At 71.2% G+C, this 21,915-nt stretch carries 21 protein-coding genes; 17 read left to right on the top strand and 4 right to left on the bottom strand.

Annotated elements, in window-relative coordinates; all coding sequences use genetic code 11:
* The first annotated feature begins 137 nt into the window (after positions 1–137).
* Both ACGFN2_RS09795 and ACGFN2_RS09790 read left to right on the top strand, forming a co-directional pair.
* Entirely contained in the window at positions 138–1,250 is a 1,113-nt protein-coding gene (locus ACGFN2_RS09795) for a helix-turn-helix domain-containing protein (RefSeq protein ID WP_393358901.1), read from the top strand.
* A 460-nt stretch (positions 1,251–1,710) separates the two neighbouring features.
* Complete coding sequence (locus ACGFN2_RS09790; RefSeq protein WP_362604529.1) at positions 1,711–2,703, top strand: malate dehydrogenase; 993 nt, start codon at positions 1,711–1,713, stop codon at positions 2,701–2,703.
* 108 nt (positions 2,704–2,811) lie between these two features.
* Here ACGFN2_RS09790 and ACGFN2_RS09785 read toward each other — a convergent pair whose 3' ends face one another.
* Positions 2,812–3,174, bottom strand: a complete 363-nt coding sequence (locus ACGFN2_RS09785; RefSeq protein ID WP_393358899.1) for a hypothetical protein — start codon at positions 3,172–3,174, stop codon at positions 2,812–2,814.
* A 151-nt stretch (positions 3,175–3,325) separates the two neighbouring features.
* On the opposite strand from ACGFN2_RS09785, the gene ACGFN2_RS09780 reads away from it, so the two are divergent.
* The 5 genes from ACGFN2_RS09780 to ACGFN2_RS09760 all read left to right on the top strand — a co-directional run bounded on the left by ACGFN2_RS09780 (position 3,326) and on the right by ACGFN2_RS09760 (position 7,765).
* Positions 3,326–4,333, top strand: a complete 1,008-nt coding sequence (locus ACGFN2_RS09780) for a Scr1 family TA system antitoxin-like transcriptional regulator (RefSeq protein WP_393358897.1) — start codon at positions 3,326–3,328, stop codon at positions 4,331–4,333.
* The gene (locus ACGFN2_RS09775; protein WP_393358895.1) at positions 4,251–4,433 is read left to right on the top strand and encodes a DUF397 domain-containing protein; all 183 of its coding nucleotides are present in this window, start codon (positions 4,251–4,253) and stop codon (positions 4,431–4,433) included. Before ACGFN2_RS09780 ends, ACGFN2_RS09775 begins: the two co-directional genes overlap by 83 nt.
* A gap of 147 nt (positions 4,434–4,580) precedes the next feature.
* Positions 4,581–6,416, top strand: coding sequence for a hypothetical protein (locus ACGFN2_RS09770; RefSeq protein WP_393358893.1), 1,836 nt, complete (start codon positions 4,581–4,583; stop codon positions 6,414–6,416).
* Complete coding sequence (locus ACGFN2_RS09765; protein ID WP_362604522.1) at positions 6,403–6,777, top strand: hypothetical protein; 375 nt, start codon at positions 6,403–6,405, stop codon at positions 6,775–6,777. Before ACGFN2_RS09770 ends, ACGFN2_RS09765 begins: the two co-directional genes overlap by 14 nt.
* Position 6,778: 1 nt before the next feature.
* Entirely contained in the window at positions 6,779–7,765 is a 987-nt protein-coding gene (locus tag ACGFN2_RS09760) for a hypothetical protein (RefSeq protein ID WP_362604520.1), read from the top strand.
* A 38-nt stretch (positions 7,766–7,803) separates the two neighbouring features.
* Here ACGFN2_RS09760 and ACGFN2_RS09755 read toward each other — a convergent pair whose 3' ends face one another.
* The 3 genes from ACGFN2_RS09755 to ACGFN2_RS09745 form a co-directional block, all read right to left on the bottom strand.
* Positions 7,804–8,013 carry a DUF5988 family protein gene (locus ACGFN2_RS09755; RefSeq protein ID WP_362604518.1) on the bottom strand — a complete coding sequence of 70 codons (210 nt, stop codon included), beginning with the start codon at positions 8,011–8,013 and terminating at the stop codon, positions 7,804–7,806.
* Positions 8,014–8,080: 67 nt separating this feature from the next.
* Positions 8,081–8,704 (bottom strand): Uma2 family endonuclease, encoded by a 624-nt coding sequence (locus tag ACGFN2_RS09750; RefSeq protein ID WP_362604517.1) that lies wholly within the window; start codon positions 8,702–8,704, stop codon positions 8,081–8,083.
* Between the two features lie 94 nt (positions 8,705–8,798).
* On the bottom strand, positions 8,799–9,617 hold the full coding sequence (locus tag ACGFN2_RS09745; RefSeq protein WP_362604515.1) for a hypothetical protein: 819 nt from the start codon (positions 9,615–9,617) through the stop codon (positions 8,799–8,801).
* A 214-nt stretch (positions 9,618–9,831) separates the two neighbouring features.
* Here ACGFN2_RS09745 and ACGFN2_RS09740 point away from each other — a divergent pair, with 214 nt between their 5' ends.
* From ACGFN2_RS09740 to ACGFN2_RS09695, 10 genes are all read left to right on the top strand, one after another.
* On the top strand, positions 9,832–11,334 hold the full coding sequence (locus ACGFN2_RS09740; RefSeq protein ID WP_362604513.1) for an aldehyde dehydrogenase family protein: 1,503 nt from the start codon (positions 9,832–9,834) through the stop codon (positions 11,332–11,334).
* A 59-nt stretch (positions 11,335–11,393) separates the two neighbouring features.
* Positions 11,394–12,935, top strand: a complete 1,542-nt coding sequence (locus ACGFN2_RS09735) for a GMC family oxidoreductase (protein ID WP_393358889.1) — start codon at positions 11,394–11,396, stop codon at positions 12,933–12,935.
* Entirely contained in the window at positions 12,935–14,068 is a 1,134-nt protein-coding gene (locus ACGFN2_RS09730) for a glycine betaine/L-proline ABC transporter ATP-binding protein (RefSeq protein ID WP_393358887.1), read from the top strand. Before ACGFN2_RS09735 ends, ACGFN2_RS09730 begins: the two co-directional genes overlap by 1 nt.
* Positions 14,068–14,238: a hypothetical protein gene (locus ACGFN2_RS09725; protein WP_018089530.1), complete on the top strand. Its 171-nt coding sequence runs from the start codon at positions 14,068–14,070 to the stop codon at positions 14,236–14,238. Before ACGFN2_RS09730 ends, ACGFN2_RS09725 begins: the two co-directional genes overlap by 1 nt.
* Positions 14,235–16,229 (top strand): ABC transporter permease, encoded by a 1,995-nt coding sequence (locus tag ACGFN2_RS09720; RefSeq protein ID WP_393358885.1) that lies wholly within the window; start codon positions 14,235–14,237, stop codon positions 16,227–16,229. Before ACGFN2_RS09725 ends, ACGFN2_RS09720 begins: the two co-directional genes overlap by 4 nt.
* 2 nt (positions 16,230–16,231) lie before the next feature.
* Positions 16,232–17,224 carry an ABC transporter substrate-binding protein gene (locus ACGFN2_RS09715; RefSeq protein ID WP_362604507.1) on the top strand — a complete coding sequence of 331 codons (993 nt, stop codon included), beginning with the start codon at positions 16,232–16,234 and terminating at the stop codon, positions 17,222–17,224.
* A gap of 208 nt (positions 17,225–17,432) precedes the next feature.
* Complete coding sequence (locus tag ACGFN2_RS09710) at positions 17,433–18,884, top strand: amidase (RefSeq protein WP_393358883.1); 1,452 nt, start codon at positions 17,433–17,435, stop codon at positions 18,882–18,884.
* A gap of 169 nt (positions 18,885–19,053) precedes the next feature.
* Positions 19,054–19,266: a hypothetical protein gene (locus ACGFN2_RS09705; protein ID WP_362604504.1), complete on the top strand. Its 213-nt coding sequence runs from the start codon at positions 19,054–19,056 to the stop codon at positions 19,264–19,266.
* A gap of 135 nt (positions 19,267–19,401) precedes the next feature.
* Entirely contained in the window at positions 19,402–20,376 is a 975-nt protein-coding gene (locus ACGFN2_RS09700; RefSeq protein ID WP_393358881.1) for a DUF4344 domain-containing metallopeptidase, read from the top strand.
* 338 nt (positions 20,377–20,714) lie between these two features.
* Positions 20,715–21,872, top strand: a complete 1,158-nt coding sequence (locus ACGFN2_RS09695; protein WP_393358879.1) for a trypsin-like serine peptidase — start codon at positions 20,715–20,717, stop codon at positions 21,870–21,872.
* Positions 21,873–21,915 lie beyond the last annotated feature (43 nt).

The raw sequence follows: 21,915 nt of genomic DNA, 5'->3' as shown, positions 1-21,915 counted from the left end.
GTGACGTATGCCCGCACGCTCCCGTGTGCCCGTGAACGGGGAGCGCCCTCCTGACCGTGGCGCCCTCACGGGGAGCAAGGGAGGGCGGACCGGGGGACCGCGCTCCGGCACGTGAGCGGGGGGAAGAGGGGGAGGCAATGCCTCGCTGGAAGGAGCTTCCGGAGGAACTCGATCCGCAGGTGCGGGAGTTCGCCGGACAGCTGCGCAGGCTCGTGGACCGCAAAGGACTGAGCGTGGCCTCGCTCGCGGACGCCACGGGCTACAGCAAAACGTCCTGGGAGCGCTATCTCAACGGGCGGCTGCTGCCACCGCAGCGCGCGGTGGTCGCGCTCGCCGAGGCGACCGGCGCGCCACCCGCCCACCTCACCACGCTGTGGGAGCTGGCCGAACGGGCCTGGAGCCGCTCGGAGATGCGGCACGACGTCACCATGGAGGCGATCAGCGTCGCCCAGGCGCGCGCCGCGCTGGGCTGGGACACCGACCGGCCCGTGGCCGAACCCCCGGCGAAGCACGCGAGATCCGCCCGGACCACGAAGGCCGGGGAGACCGCGCAGGCGACGGCGGCACCCCTGACCGCCCCGCTGCCCTCCGTGCCCCAACAGCGGCGCACGGACACCCCGACGGCCGCGGACTTCCCCGGATGGGCGGCCGTCGCCCCCTCCCCGGACACGGCGCCCGCGCCCGAGGTGCCGCAGCGGCGCTCCGGCCGTGGCCGGACGCTGCTGTGGTCCGGTCTCGGCGTGGCCGGTGCCGCGCTGGCGGCCGGCGCCGCCTTCCTGCTGCTGAACCCCGGTGACGGCCCCGCCAAGAAGACGGCGGCCCGGACCGCGGCCGCGCCGAGCCCGAAGCAGGTGCTGCCGGCCGGGGTGCGCTGCACCGGCGCCGGCTGCGTGGGCAAGGACCCGGAGGCGATGGGCTGCGGCGGCGCGCACGCCATCACCCCGTCCCGCGGAGTGGCCGGCCGGGCGGTGATCGAGGTCCGCTACAGCAAGGTCTGCCACACCGCCTGGGCCCGGATCAGCCGGGCGGCACCGGGCGACCAGGCCACCCTCAGCGCCGGCGGCCACAGCGCCACCGCGCGGGCCGAGCGGAACGGCGCCGCCTACACCTCCATGGTCGAGGTGACCGGGGACCCGGCGAAGGTCGCGGCGTGCGGGACGACGATGGCGGGCGTGAAGGGCTGCTCCCGTCCGGTTCCGGCCACGCCCGCCGGGGCACCGGCCCCGTCGCCCCGCACCGCGGTCCGTTAGCCGGCGTCCCTGGCCGAGGGCGGCGGCCGCGCGCGGCAAGGGCCGCCCGGGGCCGCCCGCAGGGCCGGAATCACCGCCCCCGGAGGATGTCCGAAAGACAGGGGGCATGCCCGCCGCTATCCCGGGCATGCGACGAGTACCCCCCCACGGGTGTGGCACAACTAGGCGGCCGCCCGCTTCCCCCCTCCTTGAGCGGGCGGCTGCCAGCCACTCGTCCACAGAGGCCGTCCGGAACGCACGCCGCCCCCCCCATGGCGTGCTCCGGACGGCCGTACGGACGTCTCCGGGCACCCGGTGAGGTGTTCCACACCGGCCCGGCACCTGCCCCCGGCAGGGGTCCGATAGCCTGACGGCCGGGTCTCTCGATACCAAGAGACCTCGATAGCCGGGCAGGGACACCCACCGCCAACCATGGTGGTCCAGGGGCTTGCCCCCGGAAAACACCGCGCAGGAGATCGCCATGACCCGCACTCCCGTCAATGTGACCGTGACCGGCGCCGCCGGCCAGATCGGTTACGCACTGCTCTTCCGCATCGCTTCCGGACACCTCCTCGGCGCGGACGTGCCGGTGAAGCTGCGCCTTCTGGAGATCCCCCAGGGTCTGAAGGCCGCCGAGGGCACCGCCATGGAGCTCGACGACTGCGCCTTCCCGCTGCTGCAGGGCATCGACATCTCCGACGACCCGAACGTGGCCTTCGACGGCGCGAACGTCGCGCTGCTCGTCGGCGCCCGCCCCCGTACCAAGGGCATGGAGCGCGGCGACCTCCTGGAGGCCAACGGCGGCATCTTCAAGCCGCAGGGCAAGGCCATCAACGACCACGCCGCGGACGACATCAAGGTCCTGGTCGTCGGCAACCCCGCCAACACCAACGCGCTGATCGCCCAGGCCGCCGCGCCGGACGTGCCGCGCGAGCGCTTCACCGCGATGACCCGCCTCGACCACAACCGTGCGCTCTCGCAGCTCTCGAAGAAGACCGGCACCCCGGTCTCCGAGATCCGCAAGCTCACGATCTGGGGCAACCACTCCGCCACCCAGTACCCCGACATCTTCCACGCCGAGGTCGCGGGCAAGAACGCCGCCGAGGTCGTGAACGACCAGAAGTGGCTGGCCGAGGACTTCATCCCGACCGTCGCCAAGCGCGGTGCGGCGATCATCGAGGCCCGTGGCGCCTCCTCCGCGGCCTCCGCCGCCAACGCCGCCATCGACCACGTCCACACCTGGGTCAACGGCACCGCCGCCGGCGACTGGACCTCGATGGGTATCCCCTCGGACGGCTCCTACGGCGTCCCGGAGGGCCTGATCTCCTCCTTCCCCGTCACCACCAAGGACGGCGCGTACGAGATCGTCCAGGGCCTGGACGTCAACGACTTCTCCCGCGAGCGCATCGACGCGTCGGTGCAGGAGCTGGCGGAGGAGCGCGAGGCCGTCCGCGGTCTCGGCCTCCTCGGCTGACCCACGCCGCGGCCGCCCCGTCCGGGCGGCACCGCAGCACCGACGAGCCCGCACGGTCCGCAACGACCGTGCGGGCTCGGTCATATCGGCCCGGTCATGTCGACCCGGTCAGGTCGGCTCGGACCGCGGCTCCCTCGCGTCGGCCTCCGGGTCACCGTCCGCCGCCACGGGCAGCCGCGCGCCCCGGCTGTCGGCGACGCGCAGCACGTCGCCGAAGGCCTGCGTGGTCGCCCGCAGCGCCCGCCGTAACGCGTGCTCGCCCGCCTTGCCGTCGTCCAGTACGGCCACCGCGCCCTTGAGCACGTCGGAGCCGTCACACAGCTGCTCCGCCTCGATCTCGTCGGCCAGCCGCGACAGCACGCCTCCGGCCCCGTCCGCCGACAGGAAGCACGGCTTCCCGCCCTCGCCCTCCCACGGCAGCAGACGCAGCCCCGGCACGGGTGCGGGGGCGGCATCCCGGTCGTAACTCATGCTCAATGACTCCCAGAAGTTTGGTTGCGGCAGAAGGCGGCACAGTCGGCCGAACGACCCGTTACGTTGGGTGTGTTCAGCGTCGCGCCCCGTAGTGCGGGTCGCAACGTCTGACGCGTGACACTCACCTTCTGGCACCAAGGGGGATGCGGTGAGCCGACGGCGCAATGCAGAGAGTGGACCGGCAGCCACCAATGCCGCCGTGTTCGGGGAGGTCCTGAGGCACTTCCGGGAGGCGGCGGGCCTCACGCAGGAGAGCCTGTCGAACAAGATCCCGTGCGATCGCTCGCAGGTGGCCCGCGTGGAGGCGGGCACGCGCGTCCCGCAGGACACCTTCGCCAAGCAGTGCGACGAACTGCTGGGGACGGGGGGAGTGCTGCTGCGGCTGTGGGGGCGGATCGACTGGTATCCGGAAGTGCAGCATCCGGACTGGTTTGAGCGGCGGGCGGAGATGGACGCGAAGGCGGTGGCGCTGCGTGCATATCAAGAGCAGCTCATTCCTGGGTTGTTGCAGACGCCGGATTATGCGCGTGTGTTGTTCAGTCGCCGTGGCACGGATTCCGAGAAGGTCGAGTCACGCGTCCGGGCCCGACTGAGCCGACAGCCGCGCTTTCTGGCCGAGGGAGGCCCGCTGTACGTCGCTGTCCTGGACGAGAGTTGTCTGCGCAACGCGGTGGGCAGTCCGGACATCATGCGTGAGCAGTGTGCGCACCTGCTGAGTGTGGGGCAGCGCTCCAACATCCGTATCCAGGTGGCACCGGCGGGGCTCTTCGGGCTCGTTCGCCCCCTCAGTTCCGTGTCGCTGATCGAACTGGCCAAGGAACGCTGGGTGTACTCGGAATCGGTGGACCGTGGCCATTTCACCAACGATCCGGCCGTCTACCTCCGACACAGCCAGACCTATGATGTGCTCAGGGCGGACGCTCTGTCGGCCCACGAGTCCGCCGCTCTGATCAGCGACGTGATGGAGGGGTACGAGCAGCATGGACAGGCACGAACTCAGCGCGGTGACCTGGACCAAGAGCAGCTACAGCGGGGACAACGGCGGCGACTGCGTCGAGGTGGCGCTCACCTGGATGAAGAGCAGCTACAGCGGAAGCAACGGCGGCAACTGCATCGAAGTGGCCCCCGGTATCCCCGACGCCGTCCCCGTGCGTGACAGCAAGGACCCGGACGGGCCCGTGCTGGTCTTCCCGACGGGTGGCTGGACGTCGTTCGTCGCCGCCCTCAAGGACGGGGAGTTCCCTCCGGCCGTCTGACCCGCGGCGACCTTGGGTTATCGCGCTGACACGGAGCGCTTCGCTCCTCTATGCTGCGGGTTCTGCGCCGCGCGGCCGACCACGGTGGTCCGTCTGCCCAACAGGCCCTCGGCGCCAGCTCGTTGGTGGTGTTTTTGGGGGAAGCCGATGACGCGGACGGATGTGCCTGCGCAGCCTGGTGAACCAGGCGATCCACAACGGTTACGGAAAACGGCCGGGGGCGCTCCGCCCCCGGCGCAGCTCCCGCCGATCCCGCCCGGCGCCAGCGAGGCCACCCGGCTGCTGTGCGCGGGCACCTACATGGACGACGCGTTCCGTGACGCGGTCATCGACGAGCTGTACGTCCACGAACAGCGGTTCGCCGCGCCGTCCCTGGGCATCGACGCCGCCCGCGTGCTGGCCCACGCCCTGCGCGCCCGGCGGCTGCAGCTCGGGTGGGCGGCGGCGATCCTGCTGCTGTGGATCGTGGCGCTCCCGCTGTCCTCCGGCATCGCGGCGTTCTATGTGTTCCCCGTCGCCGTCATGGTGGTGGCCCGCGTCGTCCGCCGGTCACCGGTCCTGCCGGGTCCGGCCCGGGTCCTGTCCTTCGTCCTGCGCTGGTACGGCCGGCTGACGCTGGCCTTCTTCTACCTGTCGCTGCTGGTGGCGGCGTTCGTCGGCGGGGTCGGCCTGCTGGGCCCGCGGTCGCCGTTCGTCACGCTGCTGCCGGAACTGCTGGACTCCCTGACAGGTGACTCCTCGGGCGGCTACGGCTACGACAGCGGCTTCGGCTCCTCCTACGGGAGCGAGGGCGGCGCGGCGGCGGTGGGCCTGCTGTTCGGGGTGTGGGTCGCGCTGCTGCTGCCGGTGGCACTGGCCGTACTGGTCGGTCTGCAGCGCGGGCAGTTCGCGCGGGTGCTGGCGAACGAGCTGTCCCGGGAGCGCTTCCCCGACGTCATGTCCGACCCCGCCGAGCGCGCCGAGGGCCTCCGCTTCCAGCGGCTGCGGGACCGGGTACGGACCGAGCAGCACGGGCCGCTGGTGATGTACCGGGCCGCGAACCCGTTCTGCGGCGCCGGAAACCCGTACAAGACCTGGTCGTTGTCGGTCGAGCTGAACCCGCGCGCGGACCGCACCGCCGAACCGCTGGACAACAGCGCCATCCTGGCCCGGATCGTGCCGCTGGTGGCGGCGCTGCGGGTGCCGTCGCCGCACGGTTCGCCGGCGTCGGCGGCCGCGGTCCGCGACCGGCTGCGCGCGCTGGAGATCGACGAGTGCGTCTTCCTGCCGGCCGAGGGGCTGCCGACCCGGGAGGCGGCGCCGTACGCCCCGGCGGCGTTCGAGGAGCACCGGGCGGCCGCGGTGGAGGAAGGCGGCGAGACCAGGCGGCACTTCCTGCGCATCCGGGTCGGCGGCTGGAACGAGGGCGTCGTCACCACGCTCTTCGTGCGGGTGCACACCCAGGGCGGGATGCTGATGCTGGAGGTCGCGCCGCATGTGCTGTGGCCGCTGCGGCAGCTCTTCCAGGACGCCGACCGGATCGCGCACGTGTACCGCCACCATCACCACTTCGGCAAGGCGGTCTGGGCGCTGGCCCGTACACCCCGCTCGGCCGGGCACGCGCTCGGCACGCTGGCCCGCGGGCTGCTGTCGGCCTGGCGGCTGGCGACCGCGGGACACGGCGCGGCGCTGCCCGAGGGCCCCGGGGCCTCCGTACGCGAACTGGGCTCCTTCGGAGAGGCCTCGCTCTTCCAGGACATGGACGTCGCCCGCTACCTGAAGACCATTCAGCAGCGGGTGGCGGCGGGGGTGACCACGGCGCTGCACGAAGCCGGTTACCAGACCGCCGAGTTCGAGCAGCGGATCGTGCACGTCGCCGAGGGCGGCGTCTACGTCGAGTCCGCACAGGGCGCCGTCGGCATCGGCGACCACAACACGATCACGAACAACGCCACTCCGCGTGGCACCGGGACGAAGGGAACTTCCCAGCGTGGCAACGGCTGACGAACGCGGCAACGGCATCCACATCGGCAGCGTCCAGGGTGCCTTCGCCATCGGCGACCACAACACCGTGACCCACAACGCGGGCCAGGCCGCGCCGTCGGCGGACCCGGCGCAGGAGGAGTTGCTGCGCGCCGTCCGTGCCCTGCGCGACGATCTGTCCCGGGCCGTGGAGAGTCCGCAGATCACGGCGCTGAGCGGGGAACTCGCCGAGACCGAGGCCGAGATCGCGGACCAGGGAGCCGCGGGCGCCGGGCGGCTGGCCCGGCTCAGAGCGGCGCTCACCGACGCCGGGGCGGTGGTGAGCCTGCTGGCCTCCGGCGCCGCGGTGACCCAGGCGGTTACGGCCCTGGCGGGAGGCTGACATGAAGTACGGCCGCCAGGCCCGCTGGAACAACGAGACCCAGAGCTGGGAGGACGGCACCCCGCCACCCGCGCCCTACACGGGCCCGGCGCCGCCCCGGCCGTCCTTCACGCCGCCGGTGGGCGGGCCGGGGGACGACGGGCCCGCGACGGGCACCCCGCCCTCGGGTACGCCGCCCACGGACGCGCCCCCGCCCGCCCCGCCCCCGGCAGCCGATCCGTCGCGCAGCACGTACCCGTACCCGCACCCCAGCGCGTACACCGAGGGCTTACCGGGCCCGGCCGCCGACCCGTACCGCACGCCCGAGTCAGGCGTCGGCTACGCCCCGGGCGGCCGGCGTCGTACCGGACTGGTCGCCGGGGCGGCGGTGGCCGTGATCGCGGCGGCCGTCGGCGGCGGCTATCTGCTCTGGGGGCACGGCGACGATCCGGCCTCCGCCCGGCCGCCGGCCCGCAGCAAGTCCGCCGCCCCGTCCCGTACGGCCACCGGCCCGTCCACCGGCGCCCCGGACCGCGTCACGCCCGCCCCCACCCTCTCCGAACTGCCGGACGGCTACCGCCTCGCCCACGACAAGAAGGGCTTCACCCTCGCGGTGCCCGGCACCTGGACGCGCAGCGAGCGCAAGACCGGAGTGTTCTACACCGCCCCGGACGACCGCGGGCTGGTGCAGATCTTCGAGATCACCGACCCCGAAATCACCCCGCGCGAGGCGCTCTCGCAGGCCTCCAAGGGCCTGGCCGCCAACCCCGGCTACCAGGAGATCAGCCTCGAACCGCTGGGATTCCCGGGGCCGGGCATAGACGCCAACCAACTGGTCTACGCCTATGACAGCGAGCGCCTCGGCACCCGCGTGAAGGTCGTCGACTGCGCCTTCACCGCCGCCGACGGGCGTCAGTTCGCGGTGCTGGTCCTGGGCACCGAGGACGCCTGGCCGGAGCAGGAGTGGACGCAGGAGATCGCGCTGCGGAGCTTCGTTCCCCACACCTGAGCGGTCCGCACGGCCCGAGCGGTGCGCCGCTCGGGCCGCTACCCGGGCAGTTCCGTGCGCTCCCACCACTCGTAGACGGGCAGCGGCCCCTCGGAGGTGTGCTGCTGCCGGCTGGTGGCCCGGAAGTGTTCGTAGCCGTTACGGAACGGGATCTTCAGCTCGCTCCCGGGAGGGTCGATCGGCACGATCCGCGCCGGAAGCTCCTCGGGGCCGCCTTCGAGCACTGCCTTCGCCGCTGTGTCAGCCATGCCTGCATTGTCTTCCGGCCCGCAGGCCGGGGCCCCTCCGGTTCGGCAGCGCGGGTGACGGGCGGGGTCAGTCGCGGGGGAACTCTTCGGTGGAGAAGGTGAGGCCGACGACGGTGTGGGTGAGGTCCACGGGGGTGCCGTAGGCGATGGTGGTGTCGATCTTGTAGTCGCCGTCCTGCGGGTCGGTGAAGACGCGGCACCGGCCCAGGTACGGGTCGGCGATCAGGTAGACCGGGACCTCGGCGACGGCGTAGGCCGTTTTCTTGGGGCCGTAGTCGTTCGGCGCGGTGCCTTTGGAGACGACTTCGGCGATGAACTCGACGTCCTGATGGCGCCAGCGCCCGAACTCGTCCTTCTCGGCGCCGTCGGACATCTTGGCGACGTCTGGGGCGAAGCCGTTCCGCTCGCCTGGAAAGTTGATCCGCACGTCCGAAGTCACCAGGACATCCATCCCGAAATGGTCTTCCAGCGCCCGCACGATACGGCGGATGGTTTGCCAATGGACGTCGCGCTGCGGCGTCATGTAAACGGCCCCCTCGACGATCTCTACCTTGTAACCCTCGGGGGTGGGCATCCGCTCCAGCTGCCTGAACAGCTCGTCCAGGCTCAGCTCGTTGCGCTGCTCGGTGGGCTCCGCCATCTCGGTCCCGTCGGTCTCGATCGTCTCGGTCCGGTCAAGGCTGATGGTCATCGTGCCGCTCCTCCCCGCTGCCCGCGCGCCGCGGGCAGCCGCACGGTTCAACGATACGTATGTACGAACGGTTACGTACCGCGACCGGGGGGAGTCAGGCGCTCTGCGAGCCCTGGCCCGGCCCCTGGAGCCGGTTCTCCAGTACCGAGATGTCGGCGGTGTCGCCGGGGGCGGGGGTCTTGGCGGAGACCGGGGTGTCGTAGTCGCTCAGGAGGATGGTGCCGGTCTGGTGGTCGACCTCGGCGGTGAGTTTGACGGGGTAGTGCTTGCCGTCGATGGCCACGTAGAGGGTCTGGACGGCGCCCTGGGCCTTCTTGACGACGGGGAGGACGCGGGTGCCCTCGTGGGTGGTCGGGCGGCCCTTGGTGAGGGTGGGGGTGACGGAGGGTGAGGGGGCGCCGGAGGGCGGGTTCTCGGGGGGTACCGCGGTCTTCTGGAACGCGGTGAGGTCGCAGGCCGCGGAGAGGTTGCCCAGGAAGGCGTCCTTGGTGGTGCCGTGCAGGAAGGTGTCCTTGTATTTCTCGGCGGCCTCCTGGCCCTCGTTCCCGGGCAGCTGGCTCTTCCAGAAGGCCGCGTCCGGCTTCATCCAGACCTGGTTTCCGCGTTTGACCAGCTCGATGCGGCCGAGTGAGCCCTTGCTGATGGCGCCGGTGCAGTTGCCGGCGCGGTCGAGGGTGAGGTCGAGTTTCGTGGGATCGGCACTGGTCTGGGTGCGCAACCGCAGGGATTTCGCGGCGACCAGTTGATGCAGGGAATCGTCGGATATCTGCTGGGCCGATTTGTTCGCGAGGTCGCCCTCGCCGCCGTCCGGGTCCTCGGCCGCCGCGGCCCCGGTGCACACGGGCCCGACGATCAGGGCCGCGCCGCAGGTCAGGGCGGCGGTGGCGGTGGCGGCACGCCGTCTGGTGGTCATCTGGGTACCTCCGGTCCCGAGGGGAAATACGGCCTGGGACATACGGCTATTCAGGGTACGTTCCGGGACATTCGGCCGCACATTCAGTGAGTCGAGTCACTTTCCATGAACGTTTGGGCATAGGTCCGCCGCTTGGGGGGAGGGGTCCACGTTGCTGGTGACGCCAGTGGTTGCACCAGTGGGAACGAGATCAGTAACCGGAAGGCAGAACGACGTGTCGGCAATCGAGACCATTCACGTAGACGGGGTGTGGCAGGCCGCCGCATCCGGCGACACGCGGGAGGTCCTCGACCCCGCCGACGCGACGACGCTCCAGCTGGTGGCCGAGGGCGGTGCCGAGGACGCCGACGCTGCGGTCGCGGCCGCCCGCCGGGCCTTCGACCAGGGCGACTGGCCCCGTACGGCCGTCGCCGAGCGCTCCGCGCTGCTCCGCCGGGTCGCCGACCTGCTGCAGCGCGACCGTGAGGTCATCGCCCTCATCGAGAGCCGGGACACCGGCAAGACGCTGGAGGAGGGCCGGGTCGACGTCGACGACGTCACCAACGCCTTCCGGTACTTCGCCGACGTGGTGATGAACGAGAGCGGCGGCCGGGTCGTCGACGCCGGCTCGCCGGACGTGCACAGCGTGGTCGTGCACGAGCCGGTCGGTGTCTGCTCGCTCATCACGCCGTGGAACTACCCGCTGCTCCAGGCGAGTTGGAAGATCGCGCCGGCCCTCGCAGCCGGCAACACTTTTGTGATCAAGCCCAGCGAGGTCACCCCGCTGTCGACCGTGCACCTGGTCAAGCTGCTGGTCGAGGCCGGACTGCCGGCCGGGGTCGCCAACATCGTCACCGGCGCGGGCCTCCCGGTGGGCCAGCGGCTCGCCGAGCACCCCGACGTCGACCTGTTCTCCTTCACCGGTGGCCTGGTCAGCGGCACGAAGGCGGGCGCGGCCGCGGTCTCCGGCGCCAAGAAGATCGCCCTGGAGCTGGGCGGCAAGAACCCCAATGTGGTCTTCGCCGACGCGTGCGCCACGGAAGAGGGCTTCGACACCGCCGTCGACCAGGCGCTGAACGCCGCGTTCATCCACAGCGGCCAGGTCTGCTCGGCCGGTGCCCGGCTGATCATCGAGGAGTCGGTGCGCGACCGCTTCGTCTCCGAGCTGGCCCGCCGCGCCGAGAAGATCAAGCTCGGCCGGGGCACCGAGGACGGCGTCGAGTGCGGTCCGCTGGTCTCCCAGCAGCAGCTCGACAAGGTCGAGGCGTATGTCGCCTCCGCCCTGGCCGAGGGCGCTCAGCTGCGCTGCGGCGGTGCCCGGCCCGAGCCGTCGGACGTCCGTCCGGCCACCGGTTACTTCTACGCGCCGACCGTGCTCGACGGCTGCCACCGCGAGATGAAGGTGGTCCGTGAGGAGACCTTCGGCCCGATCCTGACGGTGGAGACCTTCACCACCGAGGACGAGGCCGTGGCGCTCGCCAACGACACCGAGTACGGCCTGGCCGGTGCCGTCTTCTCGGGCGACACCGCACGCGCCCGCCGGGTCGCCGCCCGGCTGCGGCACGGCACGGTCTGGATCAACGACTACCACCCCTACCTCCCGCAGGCGGAGTGGGGCGGCTTCGGCAAGTCCGGCATCGGTCGGGAATTGGGTCCCACGGGTCTGGACGAGTACCGCGAGAGCAAGCACATTTACGAAAACCTCCGGCCGGAGCCGGTGCGCTGGTTCGCGGGCTGACACCCGCCCCTGTCACAGCACCACCCGCACCACGCACGTTGTAAGAAGGAGCACCCCCAATGCCTGTGTATGACTATGTCGTAGTCGGCGGCGGCACCGCCGGTTCCGTCATTGCCTCCCGCCTCACCGAGGACCCGGACGTCACCGTCGCGGTTATTGAGGGCGGCCCGTCGGACATCGACCGTGAGGACGTGCTGACGCTGCGCAAGTGGCTCGGCCTGCTCGGCGGCGACCTCGACTACGAGTACACGACCACCGAGCAGCCGCGCGGCAACTCGCACATCCTGCACAGCCGCGCCAAGGTGCTCGGCGGGTGCTCCTCGCACAACACCCTGATCTCCTTCAAGCCGCTGCCCTCCGACTGGGACGAGTGGGAAGAGGCCGGCGCGGCCGGCTGGGGCGCCAAGGAGATGGACCCCTACTTCGGCAAGCTGCGCAACAACATCGTGCGGGTGGCGAAGAAGGACCAGAACCAGATCGCCACCGACTGGATCGAGGCCACCAAGACCGCCCTCGGTGTTCCCGAGGTCGTCGGCTTCAACGACAAGCCCTTCGACGAGGGCGTCGGCTTCTTCGACCTCTCCTACCACCCGGAGAACAACAAGCGCTCCTCCGCCTCCGTCGCCTACCTCCACCCGCACATGGAGGCCGGCGACCGCCCCAACCTCCACCTGATGCTGGAGACCTGGGCCACCGAGCTGGAGCTGGACGGCACCACCGCCAAGGGCGTCCACGTCCGGACGAAGGACGGCGCGGAGGTCTACGTCGAGGCCGCCCGCGAGGTGCTGGTCTGCGCCGGCGCCGTCGACACCCCGCGGCTGCTGATGCACTCCGGCATCGGGCCGCGCAAGGACCTGGAAGCGCTCGGGCTGCCCTGCGTGCTCGACCTGCCGGGTGTCGGGGAGAACCTCATCGACCACCCCGAGTCGGTGATCGTCTGGGAGACCAACGGACCGCTCCCGGGCAACTCCGCGATGGACTCCGACGCGGGCCTCTTCGTCAAGCGGGACCCGGAGCACAAGGGCCCCGACCTGATGTTCCACTTCTACCAGATTCCGTTCACCGACAACCCCGAGCGACTGGGCTACGAGCGCCCCGAGCACGGCGTGTCGATGACCCCGAACATCCCCAAGTCCCGCTCCCGCGGCCGCCTCTACCTCACCTCGGCCGACCCCGAGGCCAAGCCCGCCCTCGACTTCAAGTACTTCGAGGACGAGGACGACTACGACGGCAAGACCCTCGTCGACGGCGTCAAGCTGGCCCGCAAGGTCGCCCAGGCCGAGCCGTTCAAGAAGTGGCTCAAGCGGGAGGTCTTCCCCGGCCCCGAGGTCACCGACGACGCGGAGATCAGCGAGCTGGTGCGCAAGGCGGCACACACCGTCTACCACCCGGCCGGTACCTGCAAGATGGGCGCCGCCGACGACCAGCTGGCCGTCGTCGACCCCGAGTTGAAGATCCGCGGACTGGCCGGCATCCGTATCGCCGACGCCTCCGTCTTCCCGACGATGCCCGCGGTCAACCCCATGCTGGGTGTGCTCATGGTGGGGGAGAAGTGCGCCGAACTGCTCCAGAAGGCTCCGACCCAAGGAGGTGATGCGTGATGGCTACCACCTCCGCCGGCGCATCCGAGATACCCAACGCCCGTACGTCCGAGGACGCCGCCACCACCGGGGAGTCCGACGGCCGTGAGGTCGTGTTCTCCGTCCGCAACCTCTGGAAGGTCTTCGGCCCCAAAGCCGAGCGCATCCCCGAGGACTCCTCCGTCAGGGGCCTGAACGTCCAGGAACTGCGCGACCGGACCGGCTGTGTGGCCGCCGTCCGCGATGTCTCCTTCGACGTCCACAAGGGCGAGGTCTTCGTCGTCATGGGCCTGTCCGGCTCGGGCAAGTCCACCCTCGTGCGGTGTCTGACCCGGCTGATCGAGCCGACCAGCGGCGTGCTGGAGATGGACGGCGAGGACGTCCGCGCCATGGACCGCGCCACGCTGCGTGAACTGCGCCGCCGCCGCGCCGCCATGGTCTTCCAGCACTTCGGTCTGCTGCCGCACCGCACCGTCGTCGACAACGTCGCCTACGGCCTGGAGATCCAGGGCATGGGCAAGGCGGAGCGCCGCGCGAAGGCCAACGAGATGGTCGAGAAGGTCGGCCTGGCCGGGATGGAGAAGCGCCGCCCCGGTCAGCTCTCCGGCGGTCAGCAGCAGCGCGTCGGCCTGGCCCGCGCGCTCGCCGTCGACCCCGAAGTGCTCCTCTTCGACGAGCCGTTCAGCGCGCTCGACCCGCTCATCCGCCGCGACATGCAGGAAGAGGTCGTCCGCCTGCACCGCGAGGAGGGCCGGACGATGGTGTTCATCACCCACGACCTGAGCGAGGCGCTGCGCCTGGGCGACCGGATCGCCCTGATGCGCGACGGCGAGATCGTCCAGCTCGGCACCCCCGAGGAGATCGTCGGCTCCCCGGCCGACGACTACGTCCGCGACTTCGTCCGGGACGTGCCGCGCGAGCAGGTGCTGACCGTGCGCCGGGCGATGCGCCCGGCCGAGGACGGCGAGGCCGACCAGGGCCCCGCGCTGAGCCCCGACACCCTGATCTCCGACGCAATCGAGGCGGTCGCCCGCTCCGGCGGCGCGGCCCGGGTCGTCGACGGCAAGCGCTGCCTGGGCATCGTCGACAGCGCCGGTCTGCTGAACGTGGTCGCCCGGCTCGACAGCCCGCAGCAGGACGAGGTGGCCGCCTGATGTACACCGCTACCACCCGCGACGGCGCCCTCCGCGCCGTCGGCTCCAGAGCTCCCGCCGCCACACCCCGCACCCGGCTGCGCGCCTCCTGGCTGCGCCACTGGCGTGAGGCCCAGCGCTGCGCCGCGCTCAACGTGCCCACGGGCACCGTGAAGCGGGGGCGCGCATGAGCTTCTTCAGCACGCCCCCCATGGCGACGCGCCCGCTGAGCGACGCCGTGCGGCCCGGCCCCCTGCGGGCCGTGCTGCAAATGCGCGCCGTGACCAAGCTCCTGGTGCTCGTGCTCGCCGCGGCGGTCCTCGTGCCGCTGCTGCAGGCCAAGTTCGGCGCCGCCTGGCCGTCGGCGCTGACCGTCGACGTCTCCGGCCCGCTGGACAAGACCAGCGACTGGATCATCGACAACCGCGACAGCCACCCGCTGTTCGTCTACTTCCTCGGTCACCTCAGCAACGCCGTGGTGATCTCCGTGCGCGGCGTCTACCTGCTGCTGCTCGCCCTCGGCTGGACGGGTGTGACGGCCGGTGTGACGCTGATCGCCTGGCGCGTGGCCGGTGTCCGCATCGCCGCCACCGCACTGATCTCCTTCCTGGTCAGCGGGCTGCTCGGGATGTGGGTCCCCACCATGCAGACCTTCGCGCTGATGGTCGTGGCGGTCGTCGTCTCGGTCGTGGTCGGCGCGCTGCTGGGCCTGGCGGGCGGTCTCTCCGAGCGCCTGTTCCGCATCCTCCGTCCGGTCCTGGACACCATGCAGGTCCTGCCGGCCTTCGCCTACCTGCTGCCCGTCGTGCTGGTCTTCGGCATCGGCGTCCCGGCCGCCCTCCTGGCCACGGTCATCTACGCGGCTCCGCCGATGGCGCGGCTCACCGCGCTCGGCCTGCGCGGTGCCGACGCGGGTGTCCTGGAGGCGGTCTCCTCGCTCGGCGCCACCGGCCGGCAGCGGCTGCTGACCGCCCGTCTGCCGCTGGCGCGCAAGGAACTCCTCCTCGGCGTCAACCAGACGATCATGATGGCGCTGGGCATGGTCGTCATCGCCTCGATGATCGGCGCCGCCGGTCTCGGTGACCGCGTCTACCAGGCCCTCGCCTCGGTGGACGTCGGTGCCGCGCTCGCCGCCGCCATCCCGATCGTGCTGCTGGCCATCGTCATGGACCGCACCACCGCGGCGGCCGGTGAACGGCTCGGTGCCGACACCGCCAACGGCCCGAAGTGGCTGCGCGGCTGGCAGGCCTGGACCGGCATCGCCGTGGTCACCGCCGCCCTCGCGCTGGCCGGGCGGCTCAGCGGCTCGCTGGTCTGGCCGGGCGCCTGGGCCGTGGACGTGGCCCGCCCGGTCAACGACTTCAAGGAGTGGATGGTCGACCACCTCTACTCCGGAGTCCCGGTCGTCGGCGGCACCGCCGACTGGGCCGCGCACTTCACCAACTGGGTGCTCAACCCGCTGCGTGACGGCCTGACCGCGCTGCCCTGGTACGCCACGCTGCTCATCGTCGCCGCGCTGGCCTGGCTCATCGGCACCTGGCGCACCGCCCTGACCGCCGTCCTCGCGATGGCCGCCATCGGCGTCCTGGGCGTCTGGAAGCCGTCGATGAACACCCTGTCCCAGGTGATCGCCGCCCTGGCGGTGACCCTGGTGCTGGGCTTCGGCGTCGGTGTCCTGGCGGCGGGCAGTAAGCGCTTCGAGGCGATCCTGCGCCCGGTCCTGGACGTCATGCAGACCATGCCGCAGTTCGTGTACCTGATCCCGGTCGTCGCGCTGTTCGCCGTGGGCCGCGCTCCGGCCGCCGCCGCTGCCGTGGTCTACGCGCTGCCGGCCGTCATCCGCATCACCACCCAGGGCCTGCGCCAGGTGAGCCCGGCCGCGATGGAATCCGCCCACTCGCTGGGCGCCACCCGCTGGCAGATCCTGCGCCAGGTCCAGCTTCCGCTGGCCCGGCCGGCCCTGCTGCTGGCCGTCAACCAGGGCGTGGTCATGGTCCTCGCCGTCGTCATCATCGGCGGTCTGGTCGGCGGCGGTGCCCTCGGCTACGACGTCGTCACCGGCCTCGCCACCGGAGACCTGGGCCTCGGCCTGGTCGCGGGTGTCGCCATCGTGTGCCTGGGCCTGATGCTCGACCGGGTCACCCAGCCCACGGAACGCCGTACGACGGGGAAGGGAGTCTGACCATGTCCCGTAAGCGCACCATGATCATCGGGACGGCCACGCTGGCCGGCGCGGCGGTCCTCTCGCTCTCCCTGTCGTCCTGCGGCAAGGCCGACATGACCAAGCAGGCCTCGCCGTTCGCGGCGGCCAAGGGCTCCAAGTCGGTCACCCTGTCGGTGCAGACCTGGGTCGGCGCCCAGTCCAACGTCGCGGTCGCCAAGTACCTGCTCGAACACAAGATGGGCTACCACGTCGACACCGTCCAGGTGGACGAGATCCCCGCCTGGGACGCCCTCAGCCAGGGCCGGGTCGACGCGATCCTGGAGGACTGGGGTCACCCGGAGCAGGAGCAGCGGTACGTCAAGGACAAGAAGACGATCACCGCGGGCGGCGGCAACGGCGTCACCGGGCACATCGGCTGGTACGTCCCCAAGTACTGGGCCGACAAGCACCCCGAGGTCAAGAACTGGAAGAACCTCAACAAGTTCGCCGACCAGCTCAAGACCTCGGAGAGCGGCAACAAGGGCCAGCTGATGGACGGTTCGCCGTCCTACGTCACCAACGACAAGGCGCTGGTGAAGAACCTCAAGCTCAACTACGAGGTCGTCTTCGCGGGCTCCGAGGCGGCGCAGATCACTCAGATCCAGCAGTTCGCCAAGGAGAAGAAGCCCTTCCTGACGTACTGGTACGAGCCGCAGTGGCTCTTCAACCAGGTGCCGATGGTGGAGGTCAAGCTCCCCAAGTACACCGACGCCTGCGCGGAGAAGGGCACCAAGGACCCCGAGTCCATCGACTGCGCCTACCCGACCACGCCGCTCCAGAAGTACTTCAACACGGAGTTCGCCAAGAAGGGCGGCAGCGCCTCGGCGTTCCTGAAGCACTTCAAGTGGACCAAGGACGACCAGAACGAGGTCTCCGAATCCATCGCCTCGGGCGGCCTGTCCGCCGACGAGGCGGCGAAGCGCTGGGTGGAGAAGCACCCGGACGTGTGGAAGAAGTGGCTGCCCAAGAAGTAGCCGCCTGACGGGCCACGCGGGAACTCGCGGGCAGTCGCACCACGGGTGCGGCTGCCCGCGAGCGCGTTCCGGGGCGCCGCGCGCCGCCATGGCCGGCGGCCGGGCGAATTCTCCGTGGCCGGAGAAGACCATGGAGTGGAGATACCTCTCCTGAATTGTGCGAATCGGCATTTTATGGCCTCTGACAGAGGCCAGTACGTTCGCATTCATGGAGCGGAACTTTCAGACTGCAGAAGAACTCGCGGCCGCCTTGCGCGCCGGTGACGTGACCTCAGCGGAACTGACCGACGAGGCGATTACCCGCATCGAGCGCGACGACAAGGCCGTCAACGCGATCTGTGTGCCGGACTTCGACCGTGCGCGGGCCGCCGCGCGCGGCGCAGACCAGGCGCGCGCCCGCGGCGAGGACCGGCCGCTGCTCGGTATTCCGGTGACGGTCAAAGAGTCCTACGACATCGCCGGGCTGCCCACGAGCTGGGGCATGCCGCAACACCGGGACCATCTGCCCGCCGAGGACGCGGTGCAGGTGTCGCGGCTCAAGGCCGCGGGCGCCGTGGTGCTGGGCAAGACCAATGTGCCGTTGGGGCTGCAGGACATCCAGAGCTTCAACGAGATCTACGGCACCACCAACAACCCGTGGGATCACGCTCGCACGTCGGGCGGATCTTCCGGCGGGTCGGCGGCGGCCCTGGCGTCCGGATTCGGCGCGCTGTCCCTCGGCTCCGACCTCGCCGGTTCGCTGCGCACCCCCGCGCACTTCTGCGGTGTCTACGCGCACAAGCCGACACTCGGACTGGCGGCAACCCGCGGCATGGTCGCGCCGCCGGCACCGCCGTTGCCGGTCGACCTCGATCTGGCCGTCGTCGGCCCGATGGCACGCACCGCCCGCGACCTCGAACTCCTCCTCGACGTCATGGCCGGACCGGACCCGCTGACGCTCGGCACGGCGTACGAGGTGACGCTGCCGCCCGCGCGCCACGAGCGGCTCGCCGACTTCCGGGTCCTGGTCCTCGACGAGCATCCGCTCATTCCGACCGGGGCCGCTGTGCGAGCGGGCGTGAACCGGGTGGCCGAAGCGCTCGCCGACGGCGGCGCCCGCGTCGCACGGCACACCCCGCTGCTGCCCGACCTGACCGAAGCCGGGACGCTCTACACGCAGTTGCTGTTCTCGGGCTCCGTCGCGCGTTTTCCCCTCGACTCCTACGAGCAGCTGCGGACCCGCGCCGCCGGACTGAGCGCGGACGACCAGAGCCTCGACGCGGCGCGGCTGCGCGCCATGGTGTTCAGCCACCGCGACTGGATGGCGGCGGACAACCGCCGCGAGCTCCACCGCCACGGCTGGCGGCGGCTCTTCGCCGAGTTCGACGCCGTGGTGTGCCCGATCACGCCCACTCCCGCGTTCCCGCACGACCACAACCCCGATCTGCTGGCACGCCGGATCGACATCGACGGCGTCGAGTACCCGTACTTCGACCAGCTCGTCTGGGCCGGTCTGGCCACCATGCCCGGCCTGCCCGCCACCGCCGTTCCAGCGGGCCGGTCCCCCGAGGGCCTGCCGGTGGGAGTGCAGCTCATCGGCCCGATGTTCGAGGACCGCACCCCGCTGCGGCTGGCTGACCTGCTTGAGCAGAAGATCGGCGGTTTCCAGGCACCGAGGTAGGGCGTTCCACCGGATGTCCGTCGGGGGCGAGGTGCGGATCAGGAGCGAGGGCCGGGGCCTTCTGGTGCGTGCGGTTCCCACCCGTTCGGGTGGCGGGCGGTCAACCACCGCACGGCGTGACGGGCGGCGCAGAAGGCTGGGCAGCCGTCACCGACGAAAGGCGCCCGTGATGCCGCTGCCGCCGAAGTGCCCCACACCCGACTGCGACGACTGGCTGTGGAAGGACACCGCCCACACCAGCACCGACTGGGACAACTGGCGCTGGTGGTGCTGCCGTTGCCGCAACCAGTGGTACCCCACGGCCGACCAGCTCAAGGAGTACCGCTACGGCACGGGCCGCCCCGGCCCGGTGCACGGGGACCCGAGGGCGGCCCGGCGGTAGGCCGGCTTTCCGGATCTTCGATGCCGGCGGCCCTCGCCTAGGGGGGGGCAACCCGCACAAATGGGTTATTGAGGGCATGGTCTTTCTCGCCCATAATCCGCGTGTCAGGTCCGGCCGAGGAAAGAGCTGACCAGGGTGCTGAACAGTGGCGGGTCCCCGGCCGTGGTGCGGACCGCCGGCGCGGCGACGCTGCTCGTCGCCTGCCTCGCGCTCGCCTCGTGCGGCGGCGACGGTGACGGTGACGGCGACGGAGAGAGGGACGGCGCGCAGGGCGAGGTCACGGTCGTCTACCAGGACGACACGGTCAAGCCGCAGGACCGTCCGGCCGTGGCGGTGATCCGGAAGTCCCGTGTACTGGAGCAGGTCGCCGACTGGGTGAACGCCTCGGTCGCTCTCCCGCACGATCTGGTCGTACGCGTCACCGGCAAGGTCCCGCCGGGCGTCACGGACGCGGTCACCCAGCCCGACGGCCGGACGGTCTTCGTGCCGCCGTCGTTCCTGACGCAGATCGAAGAGGTCAGCGGCAAGGTGGCCAAGACCGTCAAGCGTCCGGCCCTGTTCCCCGAGGACCGGTACAACGCCGACGACCTGACCGCGCTGTCGACCCAGTTCGTCTTCGGCCACGAGATGGGCCATGCCCTCCAGCGTCAGCTGCTGCTGGCGAACCTCGGCCTGGAGGAGGACGCCGCCGACGGCTTCGCGTCGTTCTACACCGTCAACGAGGTCGGCCCCGGTCCCTCGCTCGCCGCCGCCCTCCTCTTCGACGAACTCGCCCGCGAGGAGGGCGGGCTGACGCTGGAAGGGCTGTCGAGCGACCACCCCGTCACCCAGCAGCGGGTCTTCACCTTCCTCTGCTACCTGGACGGCAGCGACCCGAAGCGGTTCGACGGCCCCCTGGTCGGTGCGGGGTACCTGCCGAAGACCCGCGCCCCGTTGTGCCCGCAGGCCTGGTCGATGCTGGACTACGGCTGGTGGACCCAGCTCGCACCGCACTTCCGCACGGCGTTCCGGGACCAGGGGGACGAGGCACAGCGGCACGCGCACGACCGGCTGATCGCGGAGACCAAGGCCCTCGGGAAGAAGCTCGACGAGGTCCGCAGGGCGCAGTGAGATGGCCGGGGGGCGGGGCCCGGGGCCCTGCTTCCGGTCGCTTGCATGACTCCGGGCCGCCGTGCGGGCGCGCTCGGCAATTCCCCCTCGCCCGGGGTGAATCGGCGCGGCGTGAGGCGCTCCGTACGGAGCGGCGGACCGGCGAAGGCGACATGGCGAACGTCCCGTCCTGATTGCGTATGTCCCGTCCTGGGGTGCGCGCTGCGGCCGGGACCTGGGTGCCCGGTGGTCCCGGCGTGGCGGCATAGTAGGGCGCAGCCCGACGAGGGACATGACAATTCACGGCGGCGCGGCGCGGTGCGCCCCGCGCCGCCCCGTACCGGGGGGAAGTCCGCTCCATGCCATCCATCCGCCGCTCCACCGCCGCGGCCGCGGCACTCGTCGCACTGCTCGCGGGCACGGTCTCCGCCTGCGGCCCCGCCGACCAGGCCGCCGGCAGTGCGGCCGCCGACCCCAAGGACCGGGCCGACGGGGGCCTCAAGCTCCCCAAGGGCGTGCCGACCAGCCTGGACGACCTGAAGAAGTGGAAGGACGGCGGCTGGCAGGACTGGGACAAGTGGGCCCGCGACGCCAAGGACTTCGCCAACCCGGTCATCAAGGACCACTGGAAGTCGGACCGGCTGGCCAAGGCGAAGACCTCGCCGGAGATCGACGTCAACGCCACCGGCACGGGCAGTGAGTTCGAAGGCACCGACCCCGAACCGCAGCCGGTCACCGCCGAACAGGTCGCCCGCCCGTACCACCAGCACATGGCCCCGGTCGGCAAGATCTTCTTCGACAGCCCGAAGGGCCCGATGGTCTGCTCCGGCACGATCGTCGAGGACCCGGCGCACCCCGGCAAGTCCAACCTGGTGTGGACCGCGGGCCACTGTGTGCACTCCGGCAAGAAGGGCGGCTGGATGCGCAACATCGTCTTCGTGCCGTCGTACAACGACAACGGTGTGCCGATGAACCAGGTCAACAGCACGCCGTCCCAGCAGGTCACCCCGTACGGCCGCTTCTGGGCCGACTGGATCACCACGTCCGGTGAGTGGATCAACATGGGCAGCGAGGAGTCCGGCAACGGCGGCTCCGCCTACGACTTCGCCGTCCTGCACGTGAAGCCGGAGAACGGCGGCGGCAAGTCGCTCCAGGAGACCGTCGGCAACGCCGCCCGCGTCTGGTTCAACGCCCCCGCGGCGAACCGGCTCAGCTCCCTCGACGCCTTCGGCTACCCGGCCGCGCCCCCCTACGACGGCGCCCGCATGATGAACTGCCCGGCCCGCCCCGGCCGCCTCGTCATGCAGCAGGGCACGCCCGCCATGAACCGCATAGGCTGCACCATGACCGGCGGTACCTCCGGCGGCGGCTGGTTCGTCAACCGCGGCGGCAAGCTGACCCTGGTCTCCAACACCTCGATCAGCTCCAACGCCCACACCTGGCTGGCCGGACCCCACCTGGGCCCCGAGGCCCAGCGCATCTTCACCGACATCAGCCAGAAGTTCGCGAACCAGTAGGAGTCGCGGGGGCGGGCGCAGTCGTGGTGGCGGGCGCGGGCGG

The organism is Streptomyces sp. NPDC048612 (genome assembly GCF_043199295.1).
In the GTDB taxonomy this organism is placed as follows: domain Bacteria; phylum Actinomycetota; class Actinomycetes; order Streptomycetales; family Streptomycetaceae; genus Streptomyces.
Note: the sequence above shows the minus strand (reverse complement) of the source record. Positions and strands in the feature narration are given on the sequence as shown.